Annotated in this window: 19 protein-coding genes; 10 read left to right on the top strand and 9 right to left on the bottom strand. The window is 47.5% G+C overall.

Annotated elements, in window-relative coordinates; translation table 11 throughout:
- Positions 1–36: 36 nt before the first annotated feature.
- From ispB to LG272_RS11540, 9 genes are all read left to right on the top strand, one after another.
- Entirely contained in the window at positions 37–1,008 is a 972-nt protein-coding gene (gene ispB / locus LG272_RS11580; RefSeq protein ID WP_404408760.1) for an octaprenyl diphosphate synthase, read from the top strand.
- 213 nt (positions 1,009–1,221) lie between these two features.
- Positions 1,222–1,533, top strand: a complete 312-nt coding sequence (gene rplU, locus LG272_RS11575) for a 50S ribosomal protein L21 (protein WP_055439239.1) — start codon at positions 1,222–1,224, stop codon at positions 1,531–1,533.
- A gap of 18 nt (positions 1,534–1,551) precedes the next feature.
- On the top strand, positions 1,552–1,809 hold the full coding sequence (rpmA, locus tag LG272_RS11570; RefSeq protein ID WP_055439238.1) for a 50S ribosomal protein L27: 258 nt from the start codon (positions 1,552–1,554) through the stop codon (positions 1,807–1,809).
- A gap of 127 nt (positions 1,810–1,936) precedes the next feature.
- A complete protein-coding gene (cgtA, locus tag LG272_RS11565) occupies positions 1,937–3,106 on the top strand; it encodes an Obg family GTPase CgtA (protein WP_404408757.1) in 1,170 nt (389 codons plus the stop codon).
- A 160-nt stretch (positions 3,107–3,266) separates the two neighbouring features.
- The gene (gene folA, locus LG272_RS11560; RefSeq protein WP_404408755.1) at positions 3,267–3,776 is read left to right on the top strand and encodes a type 3 dihydrofolate reductase; all 510 of its coding nucleotides are present in this window, start codon (positions 3,267–3,269) and stop codon (positions 3,774–3,776) included.
- A 149-nt stretch (positions 3,777–3,925) separates the two neighbouring features.
- Positions 3,926–4,303 (top strand): DUF3718 domain-containing protein, encoded by a 378-nt coding sequence (locus LG272_RS11555; RefSeq protein ID WP_157980809.1) that lies wholly within the window; start codon positions 3,926–3,928, stop codon positions 4,301–4,303.
- Between the two features lie 91 nt (positions 4,304–4,394).
- A complete protein-coding gene (locus tag LG272_RS11550) occupies positions 4,395–5,894 on the top strand; it encodes an alpha/beta hydrolase (protein ID WP_126759480.1) in 1,500 nt (499 codons plus the stop codon).
- 10 nt (positions 5,895–5,904) lie between these two features.
- Positions 5,905–6,639, top strand: a complete 735-nt coding sequence (locus LG272_RS11545; RefSeq protein WP_126759479.1) for an ATP-binding cassette domain-containing protein — start codon at positions 5,905–5,907, stop codon at positions 6,637–6,639.
- Positions 6,636–7,796, top strand: a complete 1,161-nt coding sequence (locus LG272_RS11540; RefSeq protein WP_404408752.1) for an ABC transporter permease — start codon at positions 6,636–6,638, stop codon at positions 7,794–7,796. Before LG272_RS11545 ends, LG272_RS11540 begins: the two co-directional genes overlap by 4 nt.
- A gap of 82 nt (positions 7,797–7,878) precedes the next feature.
- Here the strand turns inward: LG272_RS11540 and LG272_RS11535 are convergent, their stop codons facing one another.
- From LG272_RS11535 to folE2, 5 genes are all read right to left on the bottom strand, one after another.
- Complete coding sequence (locus LG272_RS11535) at positions 7,879–9,207, bottom strand: NAD(P)/FAD-dependent oxidoreductase (protein ID WP_404408750.1); 1,329 nt, start codon at positions 9,205–9,207, stop codon at positions 7,879–7,881.
- Positions 9,208–9,230: 23 nt separating this feature from the next.
- Complete coding sequence (locus LG272_RS11530; RefSeq protein WP_126759476.1) at positions 9,231–9,788, bottom strand: GNAT family N-acetyltransferase; 558 nt, start codon at positions 9,786–9,788, stop codon at positions 9,231–9,233.
- A 96-nt stretch (positions 9,789–9,884) separates the two neighbouring features.
- On the bottom strand, positions 9,885–11,249 hold the full coding sequence (gene ahcY / locus LG272_RS11525) for an adenosylhomocysteinase (RefSeq protein ID WP_404408747.1): 1,365 nt from the start codon (positions 11,247–11,249) through the stop codon (positions 9,885–9,887).
- A 163-nt stretch (positions 11,250–11,412) separates the two neighbouring features.
- A complete protein-coding gene (locus LG272_RS11520) occupies positions 11,413–12,426 on the bottom strand; it encodes an adenosine kinase (RefSeq protein WP_404408745.1) in 1,014 nt (337 codons plus the stop codon).
- Positions 12,427–12,518: 92 nt separating this feature from the next.
- The gene (gene folE2 / locus LG272_RS11515) at positions 12,519–13,457 is read right to left on the bottom strand and encodes a GTP cyclohydrolase FolE2 (protein WP_404408743.1); all 939 of its coding nucleotides are present in this window, start codon (positions 13,455–13,457) and stop codon (positions 12,519–12,521) included.
- Between the two features lie 140 nt (positions 13,458–13,597).
- On the opposite strand from folE2, the gene LG272_RS11510 reads away from it, so the two are divergent.
- The gene (locus LG272_RS11510) at positions 13,598–13,954 is read left to right on the top strand and encodes an Hpt domain-containing protein (protein WP_404408741.1); all 357 of its coding nucleotides are present in this window, start codon (positions 13,598–13,600) and stop codon (positions 13,952–13,954) included.
- On the opposite strand, the gene arcA is transcribed toward LG272_RS11510, so the two are convergent.
- The 4 genes from arcA to LG272_RS11490 all read right to left on the bottom strand — a co-directional run bounded on the left by arcA (position 13,934) and on the right by LG272_RS11490 (position 18,575).
- Complete coding sequence (gene arcA, locus LG272_RS11505) at positions 13,934–14,689, bottom strand: two-component system response regulator ArcA (RefSeq protein WP_092856363.1); 756 nt, start codon at positions 14,687–14,689, stop codon at positions 13,934–13,936. The genes LG272_RS11510 and arcA overlap by 21 nt on opposite strands.
- 109 nt (positions 14,690–14,798) lie before the next feature.
- Complete coding sequence (locus tag LG272_RS11500; protein WP_404408739.1) at positions 14,799–16,445, bottom strand: ATP-binding protein; 1,647 nt, start codon at positions 16,443–16,445, stop codon at positions 14,799–14,801.
- Between the two features lie 15 nt (positions 16,446–16,460).
- On the bottom strand, positions 16,461–17,519 hold the full coding sequence (locus LG272_RS11495) for a methyltransferase (protein WP_404408737.1): 1,059 nt from the start codon (positions 17,517–17,519) through the stop codon (positions 16,461–16,463).
- Between the two features lie 33 nt (positions 17,520–17,552).
- The gene (locus tag LG272_RS11490) at positions 17,553–18,575 is read right to left on the bottom strand and encodes a succinylglutamate desuccinylase/aspartoacylase family protein (RefSeq protein ID WP_126759470.1); all 1,023 of its coding nucleotides are present in this window, start codon (positions 18,573–18,575) and stop codon (positions 17,553–17,555) included.
- Between the last annotated feature and the right edge of the window lie 118 nt (positions 18,576–18,693).

Below are 18,693 nucleotides of genomic sequence, written 5' to 3'. Positions count from 1 at the left end.
CAATCTTTGGCTTAATTTAACAGTCACACTGAAGCTATGAAGTTATCAGAAATCAACGCCTTGATGGCCGACGACATGACGGGAGTAAACCAACTGATTGGTGCTGAACTTCAGTCGGATGTTGCTCTAATCAATCAATTGGGTCTGTATATTGTGAACAGTGGCGGCAAACGTCTACGGCCGCTACTCGCTGTAACCGCCGCACGTGCCGTAAATTATGAAGGGCAGGGGCATTTAACCCTCGCGACCATCATTGAGTTTATTCACACCGCTACGTTGTTGCACGATGATGTTGTTGATGCATCAGAATTACGTCGTGGCAAAGAAACCGCTAACGCAGTATTCGGTAACGAAGCGAGCGTGTTAGTCGGCGATTTTCTATATACCCGTGCGTTTCAGTTGATGGTGACGTTAGATTCCATGAAGGTGATGAAGATACTTGCCGACGCCACCAATATTATTTCAGAGGGTGAAGTTTTGCAGTTAATGAACTGCAATGACCCAGACACCACTGAAGCGAGCTATTTTGACGTTATTTATGGCAAAACTGGTAAGCTGTTTGAAGCGGCCACACAACTCGGCGCAGTGCTGGCTCAGCAGCCACAGCAAGTAGAAGATGCGCTAGCGGCTTATGGTCGTCATCTAGGCACTGCGTTTCAGTTGGTTGACGATTTACTCGATTACACAGCCGATAGCGAAACCATGGGTAAGCAAGCTGGCGATGACCTAGCCGAAGGGAAGCCAACACTGCCATTGTTGTATGCCATGTGGCACGGCAACGATGAAGAAGCGGCTATGATTCGTCTCGCGATCGAACAAGGTGATGGGCGCGATCAATTGCAACAGGTGCTTGCGGCAATGCAGCGCACTGGCGCACTTGAGTACACGCGTAATCGGGCGTTAAAAGAAGCCGAGTTGGCACAGCAGCAGTTGGTGCATTTGCCTGCGTCGCCATATCGCGATGCGTTGCACGCGCTCGCCGCCATCGCCGTCGACCGCATCGCTTAAAAACCAAAAACGATATTAGCTATTAGCTATTGGATATTAGAAGTGCAAGTTCGATATTAGATATTAGAACTGATGTATCGGGTATTTAATGGTTGTCCAATATCTAATATCCAATATCTAATATCGTAGTTGCATTTCGCCCCGTAGGGGCATATAATTCGCGCCCTGAATTTAATTCAAATAAAGACCCCTCGGGGGAAATCGGAGAAAGACATGTACGCAGTATTCCAAAGTGGCGGTAAGCAACACCGTGTAACTGAAGGCCAAATCGTCCGCCTGGAAAAACTGGAAGCGGCCACTGGTGATGTGGTTGAGTTCGATCAAGTGTTAATGCTATCGAACGGTGACGACGTGAAAATCGGCGCACCTTTTGTTTCTGGTGGATCTATCAAGGCGGAAGTTATCAACCATGGTCGTGCAGACAAAGTGAACATTATCAAGTTCCGTCGTCGTAAGCACCACATGAAACGTCAAGGTCATCGTCAGTGGTTCACCGAAGTGAAAATCACTGGTATTAACGGTTAATTGAAGGAGTAACGACACATGGCACACAAAAAAGCCGCAGGTTCAACTCGTAACGGTCGTGACTCAGAAAGTAAACGTCTGGGTGTTAAGCGCTTCGGTGGTGAGTCAGTATTAGCTGGTAGCATCATCGTTCGTCAACGTGGTACTAAATTCCACGCTGGTGATAACGTCGGTATCGGTCGTGACCACACTTTGTTCGCATTAGCGGACGGCAAAGTTTCTTTTGCGGAGAAAGGTCCTAAAAACCGCAAATACGTTAGCATCGTAACTGAATAATTGTAACCCGGCGTTCTACGCCGGGACGTAGCGAAGCTACGGTTATTCTCAAATACGGCTAACAATGAAGTATTGAAACCCCGTCCGGAGTGGCGGGGTTTTTTCATGTAAGCAGGTAGGTAATATCATGAAGTTTGTAGATGAAGTCGAAATTCGCGTAGAAGCAGGCGACGGCGGCAACGGCGTAGTCAGTTTTCGACGTGAAAAATATATCCCCAAAGGCGGTCCCGATGGCGGTGACGGTGGTGATGGCGGCGACGTTTATCTAGAAGCCGATGAAAACCTAAACACGCTTATCGATTATCGTTTTGAACGTTTCCACCGCGCTCAACGCGGTGAAAATGGTCATGGCAAAAACTGCACCGGTAAACGTGGTGCAGACTTAGTCTTAAAAGTACCTGTGGGTACGCGCGCCACGGATCAAGAAACCGGTGAAGTGCTGGGCGATTTAACGCGTCACGGCTTGCGTCGCATGGTGGCCAAAGGTGGTTTCCACGGTTTGGGTAACGCCCGCTTCAAAAGCTCAACCAACCGTGCACCGCGTCAGAAAACCATGGGTACTCCAGGTGAAATTCGCACATTAAAGCTTGAACTGATGTTGCTGGCTGATGTTGGCTTGCTAGGCATGCCGAATGCCGGTAAATCAACGTTCATTCGTTCCGTATCGGCAGCGAAACCGAAAGTAGCAGACTATCCGTTTACTACGTTGGTCCCTAATTTAGGTGTTGTACGCCCTGTACCACACGCCACATTCGTTATTGCCGACATTCCAGGACTTATTGAAGGCGCAGCAGAAGGTGCAGGCTTGGGTATTCGCTTCTTGAAACACCTTGAGCGTTGCCGTTTATTGTTGCATCTTGTTGATTTAGCACCGTATGATGACACTGACCCAGCAGAACAAGCAGTCAAGATTGTTCATGAGCTTGAAAAATACAGCCCAGAACTTGCTGCTAAACCGCGCTGGTTAGTGGTAAATAAAGTGGATTTGCTAAGCGAAGAGCAAATCGCTGAAGGCATCGAACGCGTTAAAGCGGCACTTGATTGGGATGGCCCGGTTTACCAAATCTCCGGCTTATCGAATATCGGTACCGATGCGTTGTGTAAAGAAATCATCGCCTATTTAGAGACATTGCCGAAGCAAACGCCAGAAGAAATGGAAGCTGAAGCGAAGGCAAGCGTCGAGTTTAAGTGGGATGATTATCACAAGCAGCAGCTGGAAGCGTTCGAAGACGAAGATGATGATGATGATGACTTCGACGACGATGATTACGACGTGGAAGTGATCTACCAGAAATAACAGCAAATACGATATTAGCTATTGGATATTGGATATTAGAACTGCGAATTCGATATTAGCTATTGGATATTAGATATTAGGATTGATGTATCGGGTATTTGTGTATTGCTAATATCTAATATCCAATAGCTATTATCGTTTTTGAATTCATGGAGGTGAGATGCATATCGCTTTAGTTGCGGCCATGGCGGCCAATCGCGTCATCGGGAAAGACGGCAAAATGCCTTGGCATCTCCCTGCTGAATTGCAGCACTTCAAACGCATAACCCTCGGTAAACCCGTTGTCATGGGGCGTACCACCTATGAATCGATTGGGCGCCCGTTACCAGGGCGTACCAACATTGTCTTAAGTCGCAAATACCAGCAACCCTATACTGACGAGCAAGGTGTGATTTGGGTCAACAGCCCAGAGCAAGCGGTGCATGCAGCTGGTCATACTGAAGAGTTGATGGTCATTGGCGGCGGTCACGTTTATGCAGAGTTTTTGCCGCATGCATATCGGTTGTACCTTACTCAGATTCAACTCGAGACTGAAGGCGATACGTTTTTTCCTGACTATCATGCTCAAGCGAACTGGGAACTTATTGAATCGGTTGAGCATCCAGCTGACGATAAGAATCCACACGCATTTGTAACAGAAGTTTACGAGCGTGTAGGAGCACACCGCTAGCGCAATAAAAGTGTAGAAATTGCGTTAATACAGGGCGCTTTATAACATTTTAATCCGTTGCGAATGACAATATCGGTCGTTAACATACCTTTCAAATAATAATTTAGCGATTGGTTATGAAAGGTTTTGGGACAGCTCGAAAGGGCTTCGTGACAACATTGAGTGCAGCGTTAGTTCTAGCCAGTGGGTCAGTTGGCGCACAGCCTATGCTGAGTAGCTTTGGCGATGACATGGCATTGTTGTTTTGTAGCCAAATTCGTCATAACAATTCATACGATTTCCGCAATAAATTACGCGAATATCGCTTGCGCATTCGTGATATCTACCCGCGCGTTCGTTGTAACGGCGAAACCATGATTCAATTCGCTCAGCGTAACGGCTCTTTTGATATTGGCCGCTTTATCGCGCATAGTGTACTCATCGATGACTTATATGAGGTTGGCGATGCAAATTGGATTCGGCAATTGCCGGAACAAAACACGATACGTCAAGCGATTGAAGAACGGCTGCAGCAAGTATCCCAGTAAAAACAAAAACAAACTTTTACAGTTTGTTGCTTTCCACCTAACCCATAGAAAGGATAGACTGAGCACAGTTGTTACAACCGGATAACAAATCATGCGAAATAAGGGAATATCTGCTCTAGCATTATTGCTAGGGGGAACACTCTACGTTGGTACTGCCACTGCTGCATTCGCGGCAATTCAAGATGATACCCAAGAAGCCAAATCGGCACTGCAGCAGCAAGAGCCGCTCGCTTCATGTTATTTGAAGAACATTAGTGAGCAAGTGCTGTGCGGCACACTCATGGTGCCTGAAAACTACGAGCAACCAGACCAGCGTCAAATTCCTATCAATTACGCCGTGTTGCCGGCGGTCAGTGAGAATAAGAAAGCGGACCCTTTACTGATCTTGGCAGGCGGTCCCGGCCAAGCCGCGACAGAGCTTGCTGCTATGATAAATCGGATGTTCAACGATGTGCGCAAGCAGCGTGATATTTTGTTAATCGACCAACGCGGCACCGGAAAATCCAATCCACTTGGCTGCGAACTGAGTCAGGTCGATGAATTAGTGAAAGCGGATGACGACATCGAGCTCTCGCGGATAGCTGGCGAATGTCTTGCGCAATACACGGAAGAAGACCTGACCCAGTATCACACGGTGAACGCTATCCGCGACTTTGAGGCGGTACGCGAACATTTAGGTTATCAACAAGTTAACCTTTATGGTGGTTCGTATGGAACCCGCGCTGGATTAGTCTATATGCGCGAAGCGCCAGAATCTGTCCGCGCAGCGGTGCTGGACGCAGTTGCGCCACCTGAGGTAGTTGTTGGACCGTTTGGTCGACATGGCGCTGACTCGTTCGATTTATTGCTGGAGCAATGTGCGGGCTCAACAGCGTGTGAGAAAACGTTTCCAAGTCTGCGGAGCATCTATGCAGAGACGCTGACTCAACTGGAAGCGAATCCTGTTCCGCTCACTGTGAACGATCCGCTCACCAACGAACCAACTGATATTCTAATCACGGCCGGACGCTTCACTTCGGTCATGCGGGTGGGCCTCTACCACCCAGTAACGCGACAATTGCTTCCGTTCGCCATTCAAGAAACGCACCGTGGTAATTACACACCGCTGGTTGGTTTGATTGGGAGTAGTATGTCGCAATCAGAAATGTATATGGGTTTAACCTTATCGGTGCTGTGTAGTGAAGACCTGCCACGAGCTACCGATAAACTGCTAGCGCAAGACGGCGATAATGACTTCATTGGTAGTCGTACTGCCGATGCGTTTATCGAGATGTGTTCGGTTTGGCCTACTGCACCACGTCCTGAATCTTGGTTTGAGCCAGTAGAAAGCGATATTCCGAGCTTATTGTTATCGGGTCGTCTAGATCCTGTCACCCCTCCAACTTGGGGAGCCTTAGCGGCGCAATCGCTATCAAATAGTCGTCATTTAATCGCACCGAATGGCTCGCACACAATTGCCGGTCATACTTGTGCCAACAAGTTAGCTGCGCAATTTATCGACACATTGGATTTGGCTGCGCTCGACGATAGTTGTTTGCAACAGCAAAAACCATTGCCGTTTGTACTGAATGCTAACGGCAAAGGCTTGTAAGGTACCCGTCATGATTCAAGTAACAGAACTTCGCAAACAATTTGGCAAAGTCACCGCATTGGACGGACTTACCTTTACCGCCCCTGAAGGGCAAATAACCGGTTTGTTAGGGCCAAACGGCGCGGGTAAAACCACTTGTTTACGCACGATCTATGGTCTGCTTAAAGCTGATAGTGGACAAGCGCTTATTGATGGTATCGATGCGAGTAAGGAGCCACTCGAGGCGCGTCGAAACATCGGCATCTTCCCAGATAAATTCGGGTTGTATGAGCGTTTGACGGCGCGTGAGCAGGTGGCGTATTTTGCCGCCCTGCATGGTCTTGATAAAGATACTGGTGAAGCAGCCGTGCAGGAGGCTCTTGAGCGCTTAGATATGCTCGCTATCGCCGACCGTAAAGCAACCGGGTTCTCACAAGGCCAGCGCATGAAAGTGGCGTTGGCACAAGCGATTGTCCACCGCCCCAAGCATCTGATTCTTGATGAGCCGAGTCGCGGTTTGGATGTCATGAGTACACGCATTCTACGTGACTTGTTGCGCGAGCTTCGCAGTCAAGGCACCAGTATTTTGTTCTCCAGCCACGTGATGCAAGAAGTAGCAGCACTATGTGATCAAGTGGTGGTGGTCGCAAAAGGGAAAGTGGCCGCTCAGGGCACAACAGAAGAACTTTGTCAGTTAACTGGCGAATCAGCGCTCGAAGAAGCGTTCGTAAAAATAATCGGAACCGATGAGGGAATCGCTGCATGAGCAAGTCTGTTCGCAGTCCAATAGGAATTGTTTGGCGTAAAGAATTAAAAGACGCAATTCGCGATAAACGCTCAGTGATGGCGGCGATGTCATACGCATTTTTCGGCCCATTGCTTATGGCGGTTGCTTTTTACGTGATGATCAGCCAATTGACTGATCCCAGCGATGTTGAAATTGATATAAAAGGGGCAGAAAACGCGCCGGCACTGATTAATTATTTAGAACAACAAGGTATTGTTGAACGCGACAAAGCTTGGCCTGCTGGCCAGCAACCCATAGAACTCGATATCGGTGAAAGTTGGGCTGACGACATTGCGAGCGCAACGCCAGCTCCGGTGACATTAACCGCTGATTTTAGTGCCACCAAACAACGCTCAGATATCCGTCGTATTGAGCAAGCCATTGAAGGTTATAGCAGTAAACTCTCGTTTATTCGCATGCAAATGCGAGGCCTTGATCCTCGTGTGGTGCAGCCGATTGATCTCATCAAGCAAGATACAGCAACCAAAGGTTCTCGCTCAGCCATACTCATGGGCAGCGTGTTAATCTTTATTCTGTTGTCAGTGTTCTTCTCAGGCATGAACGTTGCGATTGATATTAGCGCCGGTGAGCGTGAACGTAATTCCCTCGAATTATTGTTATCGCAACCCCTAAGTTCAAACCAGTTGGTACTTGGTAAAGCATTCGCGGCAAGTTGTTTTGCCATGTTCGGCGGCGTACTGAGTGTGGTACTGATACCGATTATTTTCCGGTTCCTGCCGCTGCACAATATTGGGATTAGTGTCTCAATCGAATGGCCAATGATGTTGTTAATGGTATTGATGCTTGCACCGCTTGCATTATTCGCAACGGCACTGCAGCTATTTGTAAGTTTCCGCGCTAAGAGCTTTAAAGAGGCGCAAACATACATCTCGTTCTTACTCATGCTACCGATGTTGGCTGTGTTTGGCGTTGAATTTGCGCGCCTCAAGAATCCAGTACTTTACTATTTACCATTAACTGGGCAGCACCAAGCTTTGCTCGATATCATCAAGGGCGAGGCATTACAGTGGTTGCCGTTGGTGGTTAGTGGGGTAGTGACGGCGATTGTGAGTTTGTTGATTATTCGCTTTATTGGCAAAATGCTCGCAAGCGAAAAAGTCGTCTTCGGACTTTAAAGGCAACAACGATATTAGCTATTGGATATTAGATAAACATTAAATACTCGTTACATCAGTTCCAATATCTAATATCCAATAGCTAATATCGACTTTGAATTTGATAGTAGAGCCACTGGCCGAGGCGGCGCAGCCTCGGCAGCGGAAACTTCGGTAACGGCGACTCGTAAAACGGTAAAGGCGGCAATTTCTCGCCCATCGCCAACTCGGCAACACGTTGTCCGGCTAATTGCGTGAACGTAACGCCGGCACCACAATACCCCATGCTGGTGAAAACATTCTTCGCTGGGCTGTAAATGCGCGGATAGTCATCCAATGCTACAGACACCCAGCCACTCCAACTATATTCAGGCTTTTCTTGGCTTAGCTGCTGCAAGGCTGGAAACGTATCTGCCATCGCGCGCAGTAGGTTGCGCTGATAGCGTTCCTTGTGCGCGTCTTTGCCGCGAATGGCACCCCGACCACCAAATAGCAAGCGACCATCGGGTAAGAGTCGGAAGTAATATTTAAGTGTGCGAGTATCCATCACCAGCTCGTGTGGCTCGACACCAATTGCAGTGCGCTCTTTAGCCGTTAATGGACGTGTGACAAGCACACTCGAGAGTACAGGCAAACTGCGCCCATGAATTGCTGGATGTAAGTGGTTTGGCGTATAACCGTTGGTGGCCACAATAACTTTCTGGGCTCGAATGGTCCCTTTGGCAGTGAGCAAGTGGTGCGATCCGTCGCTTTGGGTATGCCACTGCTCAACAGGCGCGTGCTCAACTAGCGTGGCGCCGGCCTGCGATGCTTGACGTGCCACACTCGCCAATAACAGCAATGGATTGACTCCAAAACTTTGCGGAAAGTGAATCGCAGCAAAGGCTTGAGGGCTTCTCACCCGTGCCTGAATTGCATCATAATCAAGCCATTTAGTACTCGGCTCGTATTGACACAATGCCTGATACTGTTGTTCTAACTCATTGATTGCGGATGCTTTGTGGGCAATTTTCAAATAGCCGCCACGTTGCACTTGTAGTTGTTCCGGACACGCTTGCAAGTGACGTTCAAGTCGTTTAAAAGCAAGCTGATATTCGTTCTGGATGGCTTGTGCAACCGCTTCACCGCGACGCTTCTTCCAAGCGACGTAACCTAAGCGTCCAGTACCAGGCATGGCAAAGCCAGCATTGCGTGTTGAACAGCCCCAGCCAAGCTGATTGGCTTCAACGACAACGACGCGTTGTTGGTATCGTTCGGCAAGCTCAAGGGCGGCATTTAGCCCCGTATAACCGGCACCTATGATCACAATATCGGCTTCTGCCGGTAACGTTTCAGAGCAAGCTGGCCAAGCAGTTTGAGTGTGAGCGTGCCAATAACTTGCCGGGTAAGGTTGATTTGGGCCTGGATTTTTATCGTGGAGAGGGTCGTACATTATTGCACCAGGCCTTAGTTAAATTAAAATTTCAGTACCATTTCACCAGCGGTGCAATAACACACACCATCGCAGACAGGGCAATGGTACCCGTCATTAATCGAGAGATCATACCAACGTTTATCGTGTTCTTGAATCAGCTCACCACCGCAGCGGGTAAAGTATTCAAAAGCCGCATTTTGAGGACTTTGCATCCAAATATGCGCCAATCCAGCTTTACAACCAAGTTTCTTGGCTTCAGCAATCGAACGTTGCAGTAAACCGCGACCAATGCCACCACCGCGAACATCAGGATCAACCGCGACACATTTAAAGTAACAAATTTGCGCAGCTGGCACAGGCCATTTAGAAGGGCTACAGTGACCATCGATATCCCAATTACCCGGAGCGAAAGTCAAACGAATACCCGCCAATTTGCCATCAGCAAAGGCCAGCCAGTTTAAATTGATGTCGCCAACGCGCCCACGCTGGTCATAGTCAGCAAGTGATTCTGGCGTCAAATAGTTGTCGCCATGAACGCGGTTGCCTAATTCAATTACGGCCGCGTAATCGGCGGCCGTCAGTTGCTTGTATTCAATCATAAAAAACCAAGTTCGATATTTGATATTAGATATTGGATATTAGTAAGAGCGAAATCGCTAATATCTAATATCCAAGTGCTAATATCGCTTTTGTCTTTAGTAGCGGTAGTCGTCGGACTTGAATGGCCCTTCAACAGCGACATGAATATAATCCGCCTGCTGCTGCGTCAATTTCGTCATCACGCCGCCGAAACCCTGCACCATATAACGTGCAACTTCTTCGTCGAGCTGCTTCGGCAGTACTTCAACGCGAAGCTTGGCAGTTTTTTCAGAAGCTGGCAAGTCAGCAAATTTCTCTTCGAATAAGTGCATTTGCGCGAGTACTTGGTTAGCAAATGAACCATCCATAATACGGCTTGGATGACCCGTTGCGTTGCCTAAGTTCACCAAACGACCTTCCGACAATAGCAACAAATAATCGTTGTCATCGTCGCTGCGATAGATTTTATGAACTTGTGGCTTTATTTCGTCCCAGCGCCAGTTATCGCGCATAAATTTGGTGTCAATTTCGTTATCGAAGTGACCGATGTTACAAACCACAGCAGTAGATTTCAATGCGGCGAGCATGTAACGGTCGCACACGTTGACATTACCAGTGGTGGTAACGATCAGATCAATGTTCTGCAGTAAGTCACGGTTGATGCCTTCGGCGGAATTGGTGTTGACGCCATTAATGTAAGGCGACACGACTTCGTAGCCGTCCATGCAGGCCTGCATCGCACAAATTGGGTCAACTTCGGTGATTTTGACAATCATGCCTTCTTGGCGCAAGCTGGCTGCTGAGCCTTTACCTACATCGCCATAACCAACGACTAGAGCTTTCTTACCCGACAATAAATGGTCGGTCGCTCGCTTAATCGCGTCGTTCAGTGAATGGCGGCAACCGTATTTGTTGTCGTTCTTTGACTTTGTCACGGAGTCGTTCACGTTGATAGCTGGAACGCGCAAGGTGCCGTGTTTCAGCATTTCTAATAAACGATGTACACCCGTGGTGGTTTCTTCAGTGATACCGTGAATTTTGTCGAGCATTTGCGGGTATTTTTCATGAATCAACAGGGTCAAATCACCACCGTCATCCAAAATCATGTTGGCATCCCACAACTCGCCATCTTTGTGGCAAGTTTGCTCCAAACACCACTCGTATTCTTCTTCAGTTTCACCTTTCCAAGCAAATACCGGCACGCCCGCCGCAGCCATTGCTGCCGCCGCATGATCTTGTGTCGAGAAAATATTGCAAGATGACCAACGCACTTCTGCACCTAGCTCAATCAACGTCTCAATCAATACCGCTGTTTGAATGGTCATGTGAATACAGCCAATGATACGCGCACCAGACAATGGCTTGCTGTCTGCGTATTTACGACGGATGGTCATTAGCGCTGGCATTTCTGATTCAGCGATTGCGATTTCTTTGCGGCCCCAATCGGCCAAGCTAATGTCTGCGACTTTGTAATCTTGCATATAAAACCTCTTAATATTCAAAAAGCCAGTTCGATATTAGCTATTGGATATTCGATATTAGAAAAAACCGGAACATGCGGGCTAATATCTAATATCCAATAGCTAACATCGTCTTTGCTCTTAGCTAATATCTAATATCCAATAGCTAATATCGTTTTTGCTTTTAACTAAATTCTGGTTCGTGCTGTAAGCGAATCAACAACTGCTGCTGCCGATCAAGACTCAAACGCGGGCCGAAATTCGACACTACCTCCGCCGCCGCATGACTGGCTAACAAACCACATGCAGCTAACGAATAGTTACGCGTTAAACCATACATCATCGCCCCGGCAAACATATCACCAGCACCGTTGGTATCTACCGCTTTCACCTTCACACCGGGTACCACAACTTGGCGTTCGCCATCACCTAAAAGAGCACCATTCTTGCCAAGTGTAATGGCGACCAAATCAGCGTGTTGTTGTAATTGTTGCAGCGCTTCTTGTACGTCAGTGGTGCCAGTTAAGATCCCAGCTTCTTCTTCATTACAGAAAAGCACATCAACGCCGCCATCAAGAATCAAATCAATGCCGTCACGGAAGTACTTCACCATGGCGGGATCAGAACAGGTTACGGCTATTTTGGTGCCGTTAGCGCGGGCGATCTCTTTGGCGCGAGTAATTGCTTCACGAGCAACCATTGAGGTGACCAAGTAACCTTCAATGTACAGGTACTGAGCGCGCGCAATCGCATCTTCATCTAGTTCATCAACTGATAAGTCAGCGGTGATACCTAAATAGGTGCGCATAGTGCGCTCGGCATCAGGGGTCACCATCACCAAACAACGACCGGTTTTGCCTTCGTGCTTTTGGCTACCTGTATTCGTGGTAATGCCGACCTGTTCTAGGTCTTCACAATAAAATTTACCTGCTTGGTCATCAGCAACTTTACAACAGTAAAATGCGTTGCCACCAAACTGGGCAAAACCAACTAACGAGTTGGCTGCAGAACCACCGCCAGATTGCTTTTTAAGTTCGCCGCGCTGAGCCAAGAGTTTAATTAGTCGCTCTTGGTCCTCATCTTCTATCAGCGTCATCATGCCTTTTTCAATTTGATGCTGCTGTAGAAATTCGTCAGTGACTTCAAATTCCTGATCAACGAGCGCGTTGCCAATTCCAACGATATCAATAGGTTCCATGCCTTTCTCGTATAAGGTTTTCATTAGGTTATAAAACAAAAAAATCCGGCCGCAAAGTATACCGCAGCCGGATTAGTAGGTCGATAAATTGGTTAAGCTTTGTAACCGCCAGGCACGCCTTTGGTGGTAATACTCACAGCGTCATGAGCGTGCAGTGATTCATAGTGATTCACGCGCACCCAGAAGTCTGAGAATTGCGCCTGCAAATTCAATGCATGTTGCAGACGGCGAGCAGCGTCTTCGCAGAACATTAAGTTCTGACCGTTTAAGCGTGCGAACTCTTGCTCGTCTTCACGTTTCACCGCAGCTTGCACAGGGGTCTTCAATGCATCTTCAATCGCATCAATGAGCGCAATGATTGGCAGTTCAGACACGTTGTCGCCCATAATCACTTTCACTTGAGCAACAGAGCGTTGGCTATGAGGTGTCGCGACGATACCTTGGGTTGTGCCTAACCAGCGATGAACGAGTTCAGCATCAACTTCGCTATCCGTTCCGAATTGATTTGCGAATGCATCCTGAATCAACTGTCGAGCAAGAGCTGCTGAACACGGACAGGTGCTTGAATACGGCACTTCAACGCCTAGTTCGAGGTTCAATTTGCCATTATCGTAACGTCCAGTCACAGTGACAGGGTAGGCTTTCCAACCCTGTTTTTTGCTGATCAGTGATTTACGACGCAGGTGATAATCGAAACTAAATTTCACGTAAGCTTGATCTGCAAGCCCATCGTGACTATCTATAAAGTCATGCAATAATTTACCAAGCGACTGATGGCTGAGCACGTCGTTGTTTGATAAATCTTCCAACAGCAGGTATAAGCGAGACATGTGAATGCCTTTCGCTTTTGGATCGGTAAGATTGACGAATGCATCAACGTGAGCACTCACTGGGCGCTCAGGTTCTTGTGCAGCACCGACCACCAGTGGCATCTCGATATTGCTCATGCCGACCCAATCGAGTTTACCCTCGGTTTGCGCGCGAGTTTGATTGGCGATATCTGGCATCATTGTTGGTGTAGCTGTTGGCATGCTTGTACGGCTCCAAACGTTAAAAATACTGTTCCCTGCGAAAGGGGGCGATAGTATACAAGAATTATGCTCAATACGGTAGTTTGCCAGATTGGGTTTATAACCAAAGGAAAAGTTTTCGATTAGGTGAATCGAAAAATATGGATAAGGACAGCACGATGTTGGATGAAAAGCTTTTAGAGCAATACCATGAACTACTTGGTAATGAAGGTGTGCATGAAATGTACGATACCTTCAGTGACAACATTGCCGGTTATTTAGATCACCTGCAGCATGTCGTAAAAAAACGCGATGAAGCAGAAACTCGCCGGCAGGCACATAAGGTCAAAGGCGCTTGTCGTTCAGTTGGGCTTAGACAGCTTGCGGATCAAATGGAACGCTTAGAGCGAGAAGAGTGGCATTGGGGCGACGCCGATGAACTGCTGGAGCAGTGGGTGGTTGAATTGCCACTGCACCAGCATCAGCTTCGACGTTGGTTACATGCTCGGGGCATTTAACGATGGCTGCTCAAGGTGTTGAATTGAGACATCACCAATAAAGCGGTAGCCTTCACCATGAATAGTCGTGATGAGGTTCGGCGAATCAGGCTGAGCCTCAAAGTGACGACGGATACGGCGAATAGCAACGTCGACCGTCCGGTCGTTTGGTCGTAATTCACGATCCAGCATTTTCTTCACCAACGTTTCACGATCTAAAATCTTACCCGGATTCGTTAAGAATAATTCCATCGCGCGATATTCGCTTTTCGGCAGACGGAACATTTTCCCATCTGGCGAGAACAGGCAGCGACTATCACTTTCCAAACGCCAGCCGTTAAATTCATACACCACACTGTCGTGACCGACATTTTTCTGTTGGCTCTTCAATGCTTCAATGCGGCGGTATAAGTTGCGTACGCGAATAATCAATTCTTTTGGGTTATAAGGCTTGATGAGATAGTCATCAGCACCCAGTTCCAATGCAAGTAGGCGGTCTTCTTCTGCATCACGGCCGGTTAGGAAAACTAAGCCGATGTTATCGTTTTCGCGCAATTTTTCGGCGAGCTCGATACCGCTTTTGCCCGGCAAGTTGACGTCCATAATGACAAGGTCAATTTGTTGACGCGCCATGATGCGTTGCATTTGCATGCCATCTGCGGCGTCGAACACATCGTAGCCTTCTTGCTGAAACAGGCGCGTGAGTGTATTGCGTGTAACAACTTCGTCTTCAACGATTAGTAATCTGGCGCTCATAGATGGTTCCAAGAATCTGTTAACATGTGTTGAAATTTAGTAATGAAATATAGTGTAGCATGCGATTTTATATATAGCTGTATATTCATGCAACTATTCTTACAAAAGTTTACTTGCTCGCAGCGACGTGGCGTACCGGCATTGTGATATGAAATTCAGTGCCTTGCTGTGATTGGCTTGCAAGACTAATTTGTCCCTGCAAGGCGTGCACTACCAAGTTATAAACCAAGTGCAAACCAAGGCCTGCCGCGCCATGACTGCGTTTCGTAGTAACGAACGGGTCGAAGACTACTTTGATCAATTCATCTGGTATGCCATCACCGTTGTCGGAATAATTCAACTCGAGTTCACCTCGCTCAGCACTATCTTCCATTGCGTGATAGTTAAATTCAAATTTAATTCTGGGTTGAGCCGTATGTGTAAATGCGTGCTGCAAAGCATTTTGAACTAACTGACTAATCACTTGATTCAAAGGCCCCGGGCGTACACTAACGGTTAGCTCGTCAGGGAATTCTGCGACAAGTTGCACGTTCGCTAATTCAGGATGACGATTGCGCAAACTTTGTTCAATTTCCGCCCAGAATTTCGAAATAAGTACCGGACGATCTTCGTCGCTAAACTGATCCATCGATAATTTACTGAAGTTACTAATCAGGTCAGCAGTGCGTCGAATATTTCGGCTTATCAGCGCTAAATTTTCATCGAATGAGGTCATGTAGCGCTGAAACTCCTGACTGGTGAGCTTCTTTTCCGCAAATTTTTGTTTCATGCTGAGTAAGTGATCTTGCAATATGGACGTTGAAGTCACTGCTAAACCAACCGGCGTATTAACCTCATGTGCGACGCCAGATACCAATTTCGCTAAACTTTGCATCTTCTCAGCTTGCACCAATTCGTTTTGATACTGGTGAGCAGAAGCGAGTGCTTGTTGCAGCTCTTGGTTCGATTCAAACAACATTTGTGTGCGCTGCTTTACTTGCAATTCAAGCTCTGCGTTAAGATCGCTGGCCTGACGTTCAGCTTGCTCTTGGCGTTTAATGTGTTGCTGTATACGGCTTAATAGGGAGTTAAATGCGTTGGCGACACGGTCGAGCTCTTGTAACTCAAATTCATGCAGCGCCGTATCATATTGCTTATCACGCGCGATGTCTTGAATGCTCTCCACCATTTCATCTAACGGCTGCGTGATAATACGGCGCAACCAAAGTGACATAAGCCAACTTAAAATTAAACTGGCGGTGGTGATGGCAATACTAATCGCTAGCGAGAATATTTGCGCCTGATCGTAATCGGTACGCGAGGTCCGTATATACAGATATCCTTGCAGCGAATCTTCAACCATAAGCGGACGTGCCGACTCCACATAGTTATCAGTAAAACGCGCCTGAATAAGTGTTTTCGCTCGTTCGAAGCGAACCGGAATTGGCGCTTCTTGTTCAGCGTAATAGCTCGCAAAAAAGCTCAGTGAATCGCTGTCAGGATCATGGCGGTACAAGTGGATGTGCTTAATAAGTGGCGAGCTTTTAAATGACTTTAACCATCGTTCGGCCGAATCCGCTTGATTATAAACCATGAATGCATTGGCGTTGGCGGCAACAAAACTGGCAACTTCATCGGTCTGACGTAACAACCGTTGATGGGTATCATGAATAAAGTTAAAGCTAAGCACCAGGCACGCCAACGCCACCGAAATCGTTGTAATTAAGATAACGAGGCTGGTAACACTGCGTTTTATGGAGCTAACTTTAAGCGTCATGAAGGCTACACCTGTTTATCGCCGCTTAGTATGAGTTTTTGACGCCGGCAACTTAGTGGCGTGATAAACGGCAAACTTATTATCTTCTGCAACACGGTCACAATGTCCAAAAGCTTGTTCGATAAGCTCGGGCCAAGGTAAGAACCGATTAGCCACCAGCCATAGTTCACCGTGTGTATGTAAATGCTGATAGACACTACGTAAGAACTGCTTGCCAATTTCATAATCAGTTGCCAAGCCAGTATGAAATGGCGGATGACTAATTACGTAATCGAACTGTCCCAAAGTATCAGATAAACCATCGCTTGCAATGCAAGTACCGGTTAGCGCATTCAGCTCGAGCGTACGCTCGGTTGCTTGTAACGCCAGCGCACTCACATCTAAGTAGGTAATCTCCAACGCTGGAGTTTGACGATTTAGCCAAGCGCCAAGCACGCCATGGCCACAAGCGAAATCGAGCACTTTACCGCGCTGCCAAACCGGAAGGTGTTGTAATAACATCGCGCTCCCAGCATCAATGCTTGGGAAAGCAAAAACACCCGGCAGACTCGCTAGTTTCAGTGGCGTGGGCTGATTGGGTTGGTCAAGATCCACATAAACAAAATGATCATCCACTGCGAAGCTATCGGCATGTTGGTTAACACATGTTCGCAGTAACAGCGAATGGTTTCCAACCGCCACTTTTTGCGCCGGTGCGACCGTATTCGGAAACTGTTTGTGAATACTTTTGATACCGCCACGATTGTCACCGACTAACCAAATCGTTGCGCCTTCTGGTAACACGTGACGGAGCGCCTCAAGCACGTACAGCGTCAGTTGCTTCTCTTTCGGTATCCAGACAAGTACAGCCTTAGCACTCCCTGCTTGCGGCGCGCTTGCACCAAAATGGTGCAAAATATCAGGAGCTTGGCGTTGCCATTGCTCGGAATAACCGGCATGCCACTGCCAGCAACTGACGACGGGAAGTAATTGCGCCAACTCAGCGTCAGGCGCATTCACAACCAACAATGGCTCATCTTCGAGTCGCAATTGTTGGCGAAGAACCAGTTGTGAAGGAGGACTTAAATGCTTCAATGTATGCTTCTCTAAGTTACCTAATTGCTATTGTTATATCGGTTTTTGGTCGTAAGCTTCCGCGAATACGTCAACATTTTCGCTGGCATGTTCAATTCGTTCACCATCAAATTGTGCCACATTAAATAAAGCTTCGCCCTCGTTGGCAACAGGAATGTTACTGATACCAATCACAATACCATGATACGGACTCTTGATTGCATGGAGTTCATCACCGTGCGGATTCACCGTTTGTGCAATCACTTGCCCTTTATTAATGGTCTGGCCAAGCTCTACTTTAGGAACCACCAACCCATCGTATTCATTTCGAATCCATGCGCTGCGGTGTGCAACCACGGGTTTTACTTTCTTGCGGCTACGGCGGCCTTTGAGCATCTTCAAGCTCTTCATCACGTTCTGTACGCCAATCACACCGGCCTTAATTGCCGCATAATCAAATCGTAAAGCTTCCCCCGCCTCATAAAGAATCAAGGGAATGCCGAGCTCTGATGCTAATGAGCGCAATGAACCGTCGCGCTCTTTGCTATGGAGAATCACCGGCGTACCGAACGCTTCCGCCATTTTAAGCGCATCGCCGTTATCCGTGTCGACACGTATTTGAGGCAGGTTACTGCGATGAATCGCGCCCGTATGCAAATCAATAATATGCGTCGCGTTCTGCACCAAGGTTTCGTTAAATAAGTGTGCCAGTCGGCTCCCCAATGCACCACGCTCCGAGCCAGGGAAACAACGATTCAGGTCACGACGGTCGGGTAAATAACGCGACTGTTGAATAAAACCAAATACATTAACTATCGGTACAATGATCACAGTACCGGCCAGTTGTAACGGATCTAACTCACCCATTAAACGCCGACATACTTCAATACCATTCAATTCATCGCCGTGAATTGCCGCACACACGAGCAACGTAGGGCCAGGCTTCACGCCATGAAACACTTCAGCATGTAAATCCATCGGGGTATCGTTGTACAGCCGTGCCGCCGGTATTTTCACGCTGTGGCGCGAACCGGGAGCAATGCGCTGGTTAGCTAACTGAAAAGATTTATGCTTCATAAAAACCTTAGTGCGATATTAGCTATTAGATATTAGATATTAGAAAGGCAACGTCGATATTAGCTATTGGATACTAGATATCAGAACTGATGTATCGGGTATTTTTTGTTTGGCTAAT

Origin of the sequence: Pseudidiomarina marina (assembly GCF_044807045.1) — a bacterium.
GTDB classification, from domain to species: Bacteria; Pseudomonadota; Gammaproteobacteria; order Enterobacterales; family Alteromonadaceae; genus Pseudidiomarina; species Pseudidiomarina marina.
The sequence above is the reverse complement of the archived record's forward strand: the minus strand, read 5'-3'. Positions and strand labels throughout refer to the sequence as shown.

Excerpts from the sequence above, each read along its gene's own strand:
- ispB (WP_404408760.1), top strand. The coding sequence starts at position 37 with ATGAAGTTATCAGAAATCAACGCCTTGATGGCCGACGACATGACGGGA.
- rplU (WP_055439239.1), top strand. The coding sequence starts at position 1,222 with ATGTACGCAGTATTCCAAAGTGGCGGTAAGCAACACCGTGTAACTGAA.
- rpmA (WP_055439238.1), top strand. The coding sequence starts at position 1,552 with ATGGCACACAAAAAAGCCGCAGGTTCAACTCGTAACGGTCGTGACTCA.
- cgtA (WP_404408757.1), top strand. The coding sequence starts at position 1,937 with ATGAAGTTTGTAGATGAAGTCGAAATTCGCGTAGAAGCAGGCGACGGC.
- folA (WP_404408755.1), top strand. The coding sequence starts at position 3,267 with ATGCATATCGCTTTAGTTGCGGCCATGGCGGCCAATCGCGTCATCGGG.
- LG272_RS11550 (WP_126759480.1), top strand. The coding sequence starts at position 4,395 with ATGCGAAATAAGGGAATATCTGCTCTAGCATTATTGCTAGGGGGAACA.
- LG272_RS11545 (WP_126759479.1), top strand. The coding sequence starts at position 5,905 with ATGATTCAAGTAACAGAACTTCGCAAACAATTTGGCAAAGTCACCGCA.
- LG272_RS11540 (WP_404408752.1), top strand. The coding sequence starts at position 6,636 with ATGAGCAAGTCTGTTCGCAGTCCAATAGGAATTGTTTGGCGTAAAGAA.
- LG272_RS11535 (WP_404408750.1), bottom strand. The coding sequence starts at position 9,207 with ATGTACGACCCTCTCCACGATAAAAATCCAGGCCCAAATCAACCTTAC.
- LG272_RS11530 (WP_126759476.1), bottom strand. The coding sequence starts at position 9,788 with ATGATTGAATACAAGCAACTGACGGCCGCCGATTACGCGGCCGTAATT.
- ahcY (WP_404408747.1), bottom strand. The coding sequence starts at position 11,249 with ATGCAAGATTACAAAGTCGCAGACATTAGCTTGGCCGATTGGGGCCGC.
- LG272_RS11520 (WP_404408745.1), bottom strand. The coding sequence starts at position 12,426 with ATGGAACCTATTGATATCGTTGGAATTGGCAACGCGCTCGTTGATCAG.
- folE2 (WP_404408743.1), bottom strand. The coding sequence starts at position 13,457 with ATGCCAACAGCTACACCAACAATGATGCCAGATATCGCCAATCAAACT.
- LG272_RS11510 (WP_404408741.1), top strand. The coding sequence starts at position 13,598 with ATGGATAAGGACAGCACGATGTTGGATGAAAAGCTTTTAGAGCAATAC.
- arcA (WP_092856363.1), bottom strand. The coding sequence starts at position 14,689 with ATGAGCGCCAGATTACTAATCGTTGAAGACGAAGTTGTTACACGCAAT.
- LG272_RS11500 (WP_404408739.1), bottom strand. The coding sequence starts at position 16,445 with ATGACGCTTAAAGTTAGCTCCATAAAACGCAGTGTTACCAGCCTCGTT.
- LG272_RS11490 (WP_126759470.1), bottom strand. The coding sequence starts at position 18,575 with ATGAAGCATAAATCTTTTCAGTTAGCTAACCAGCGCATTGCTCCCGGT.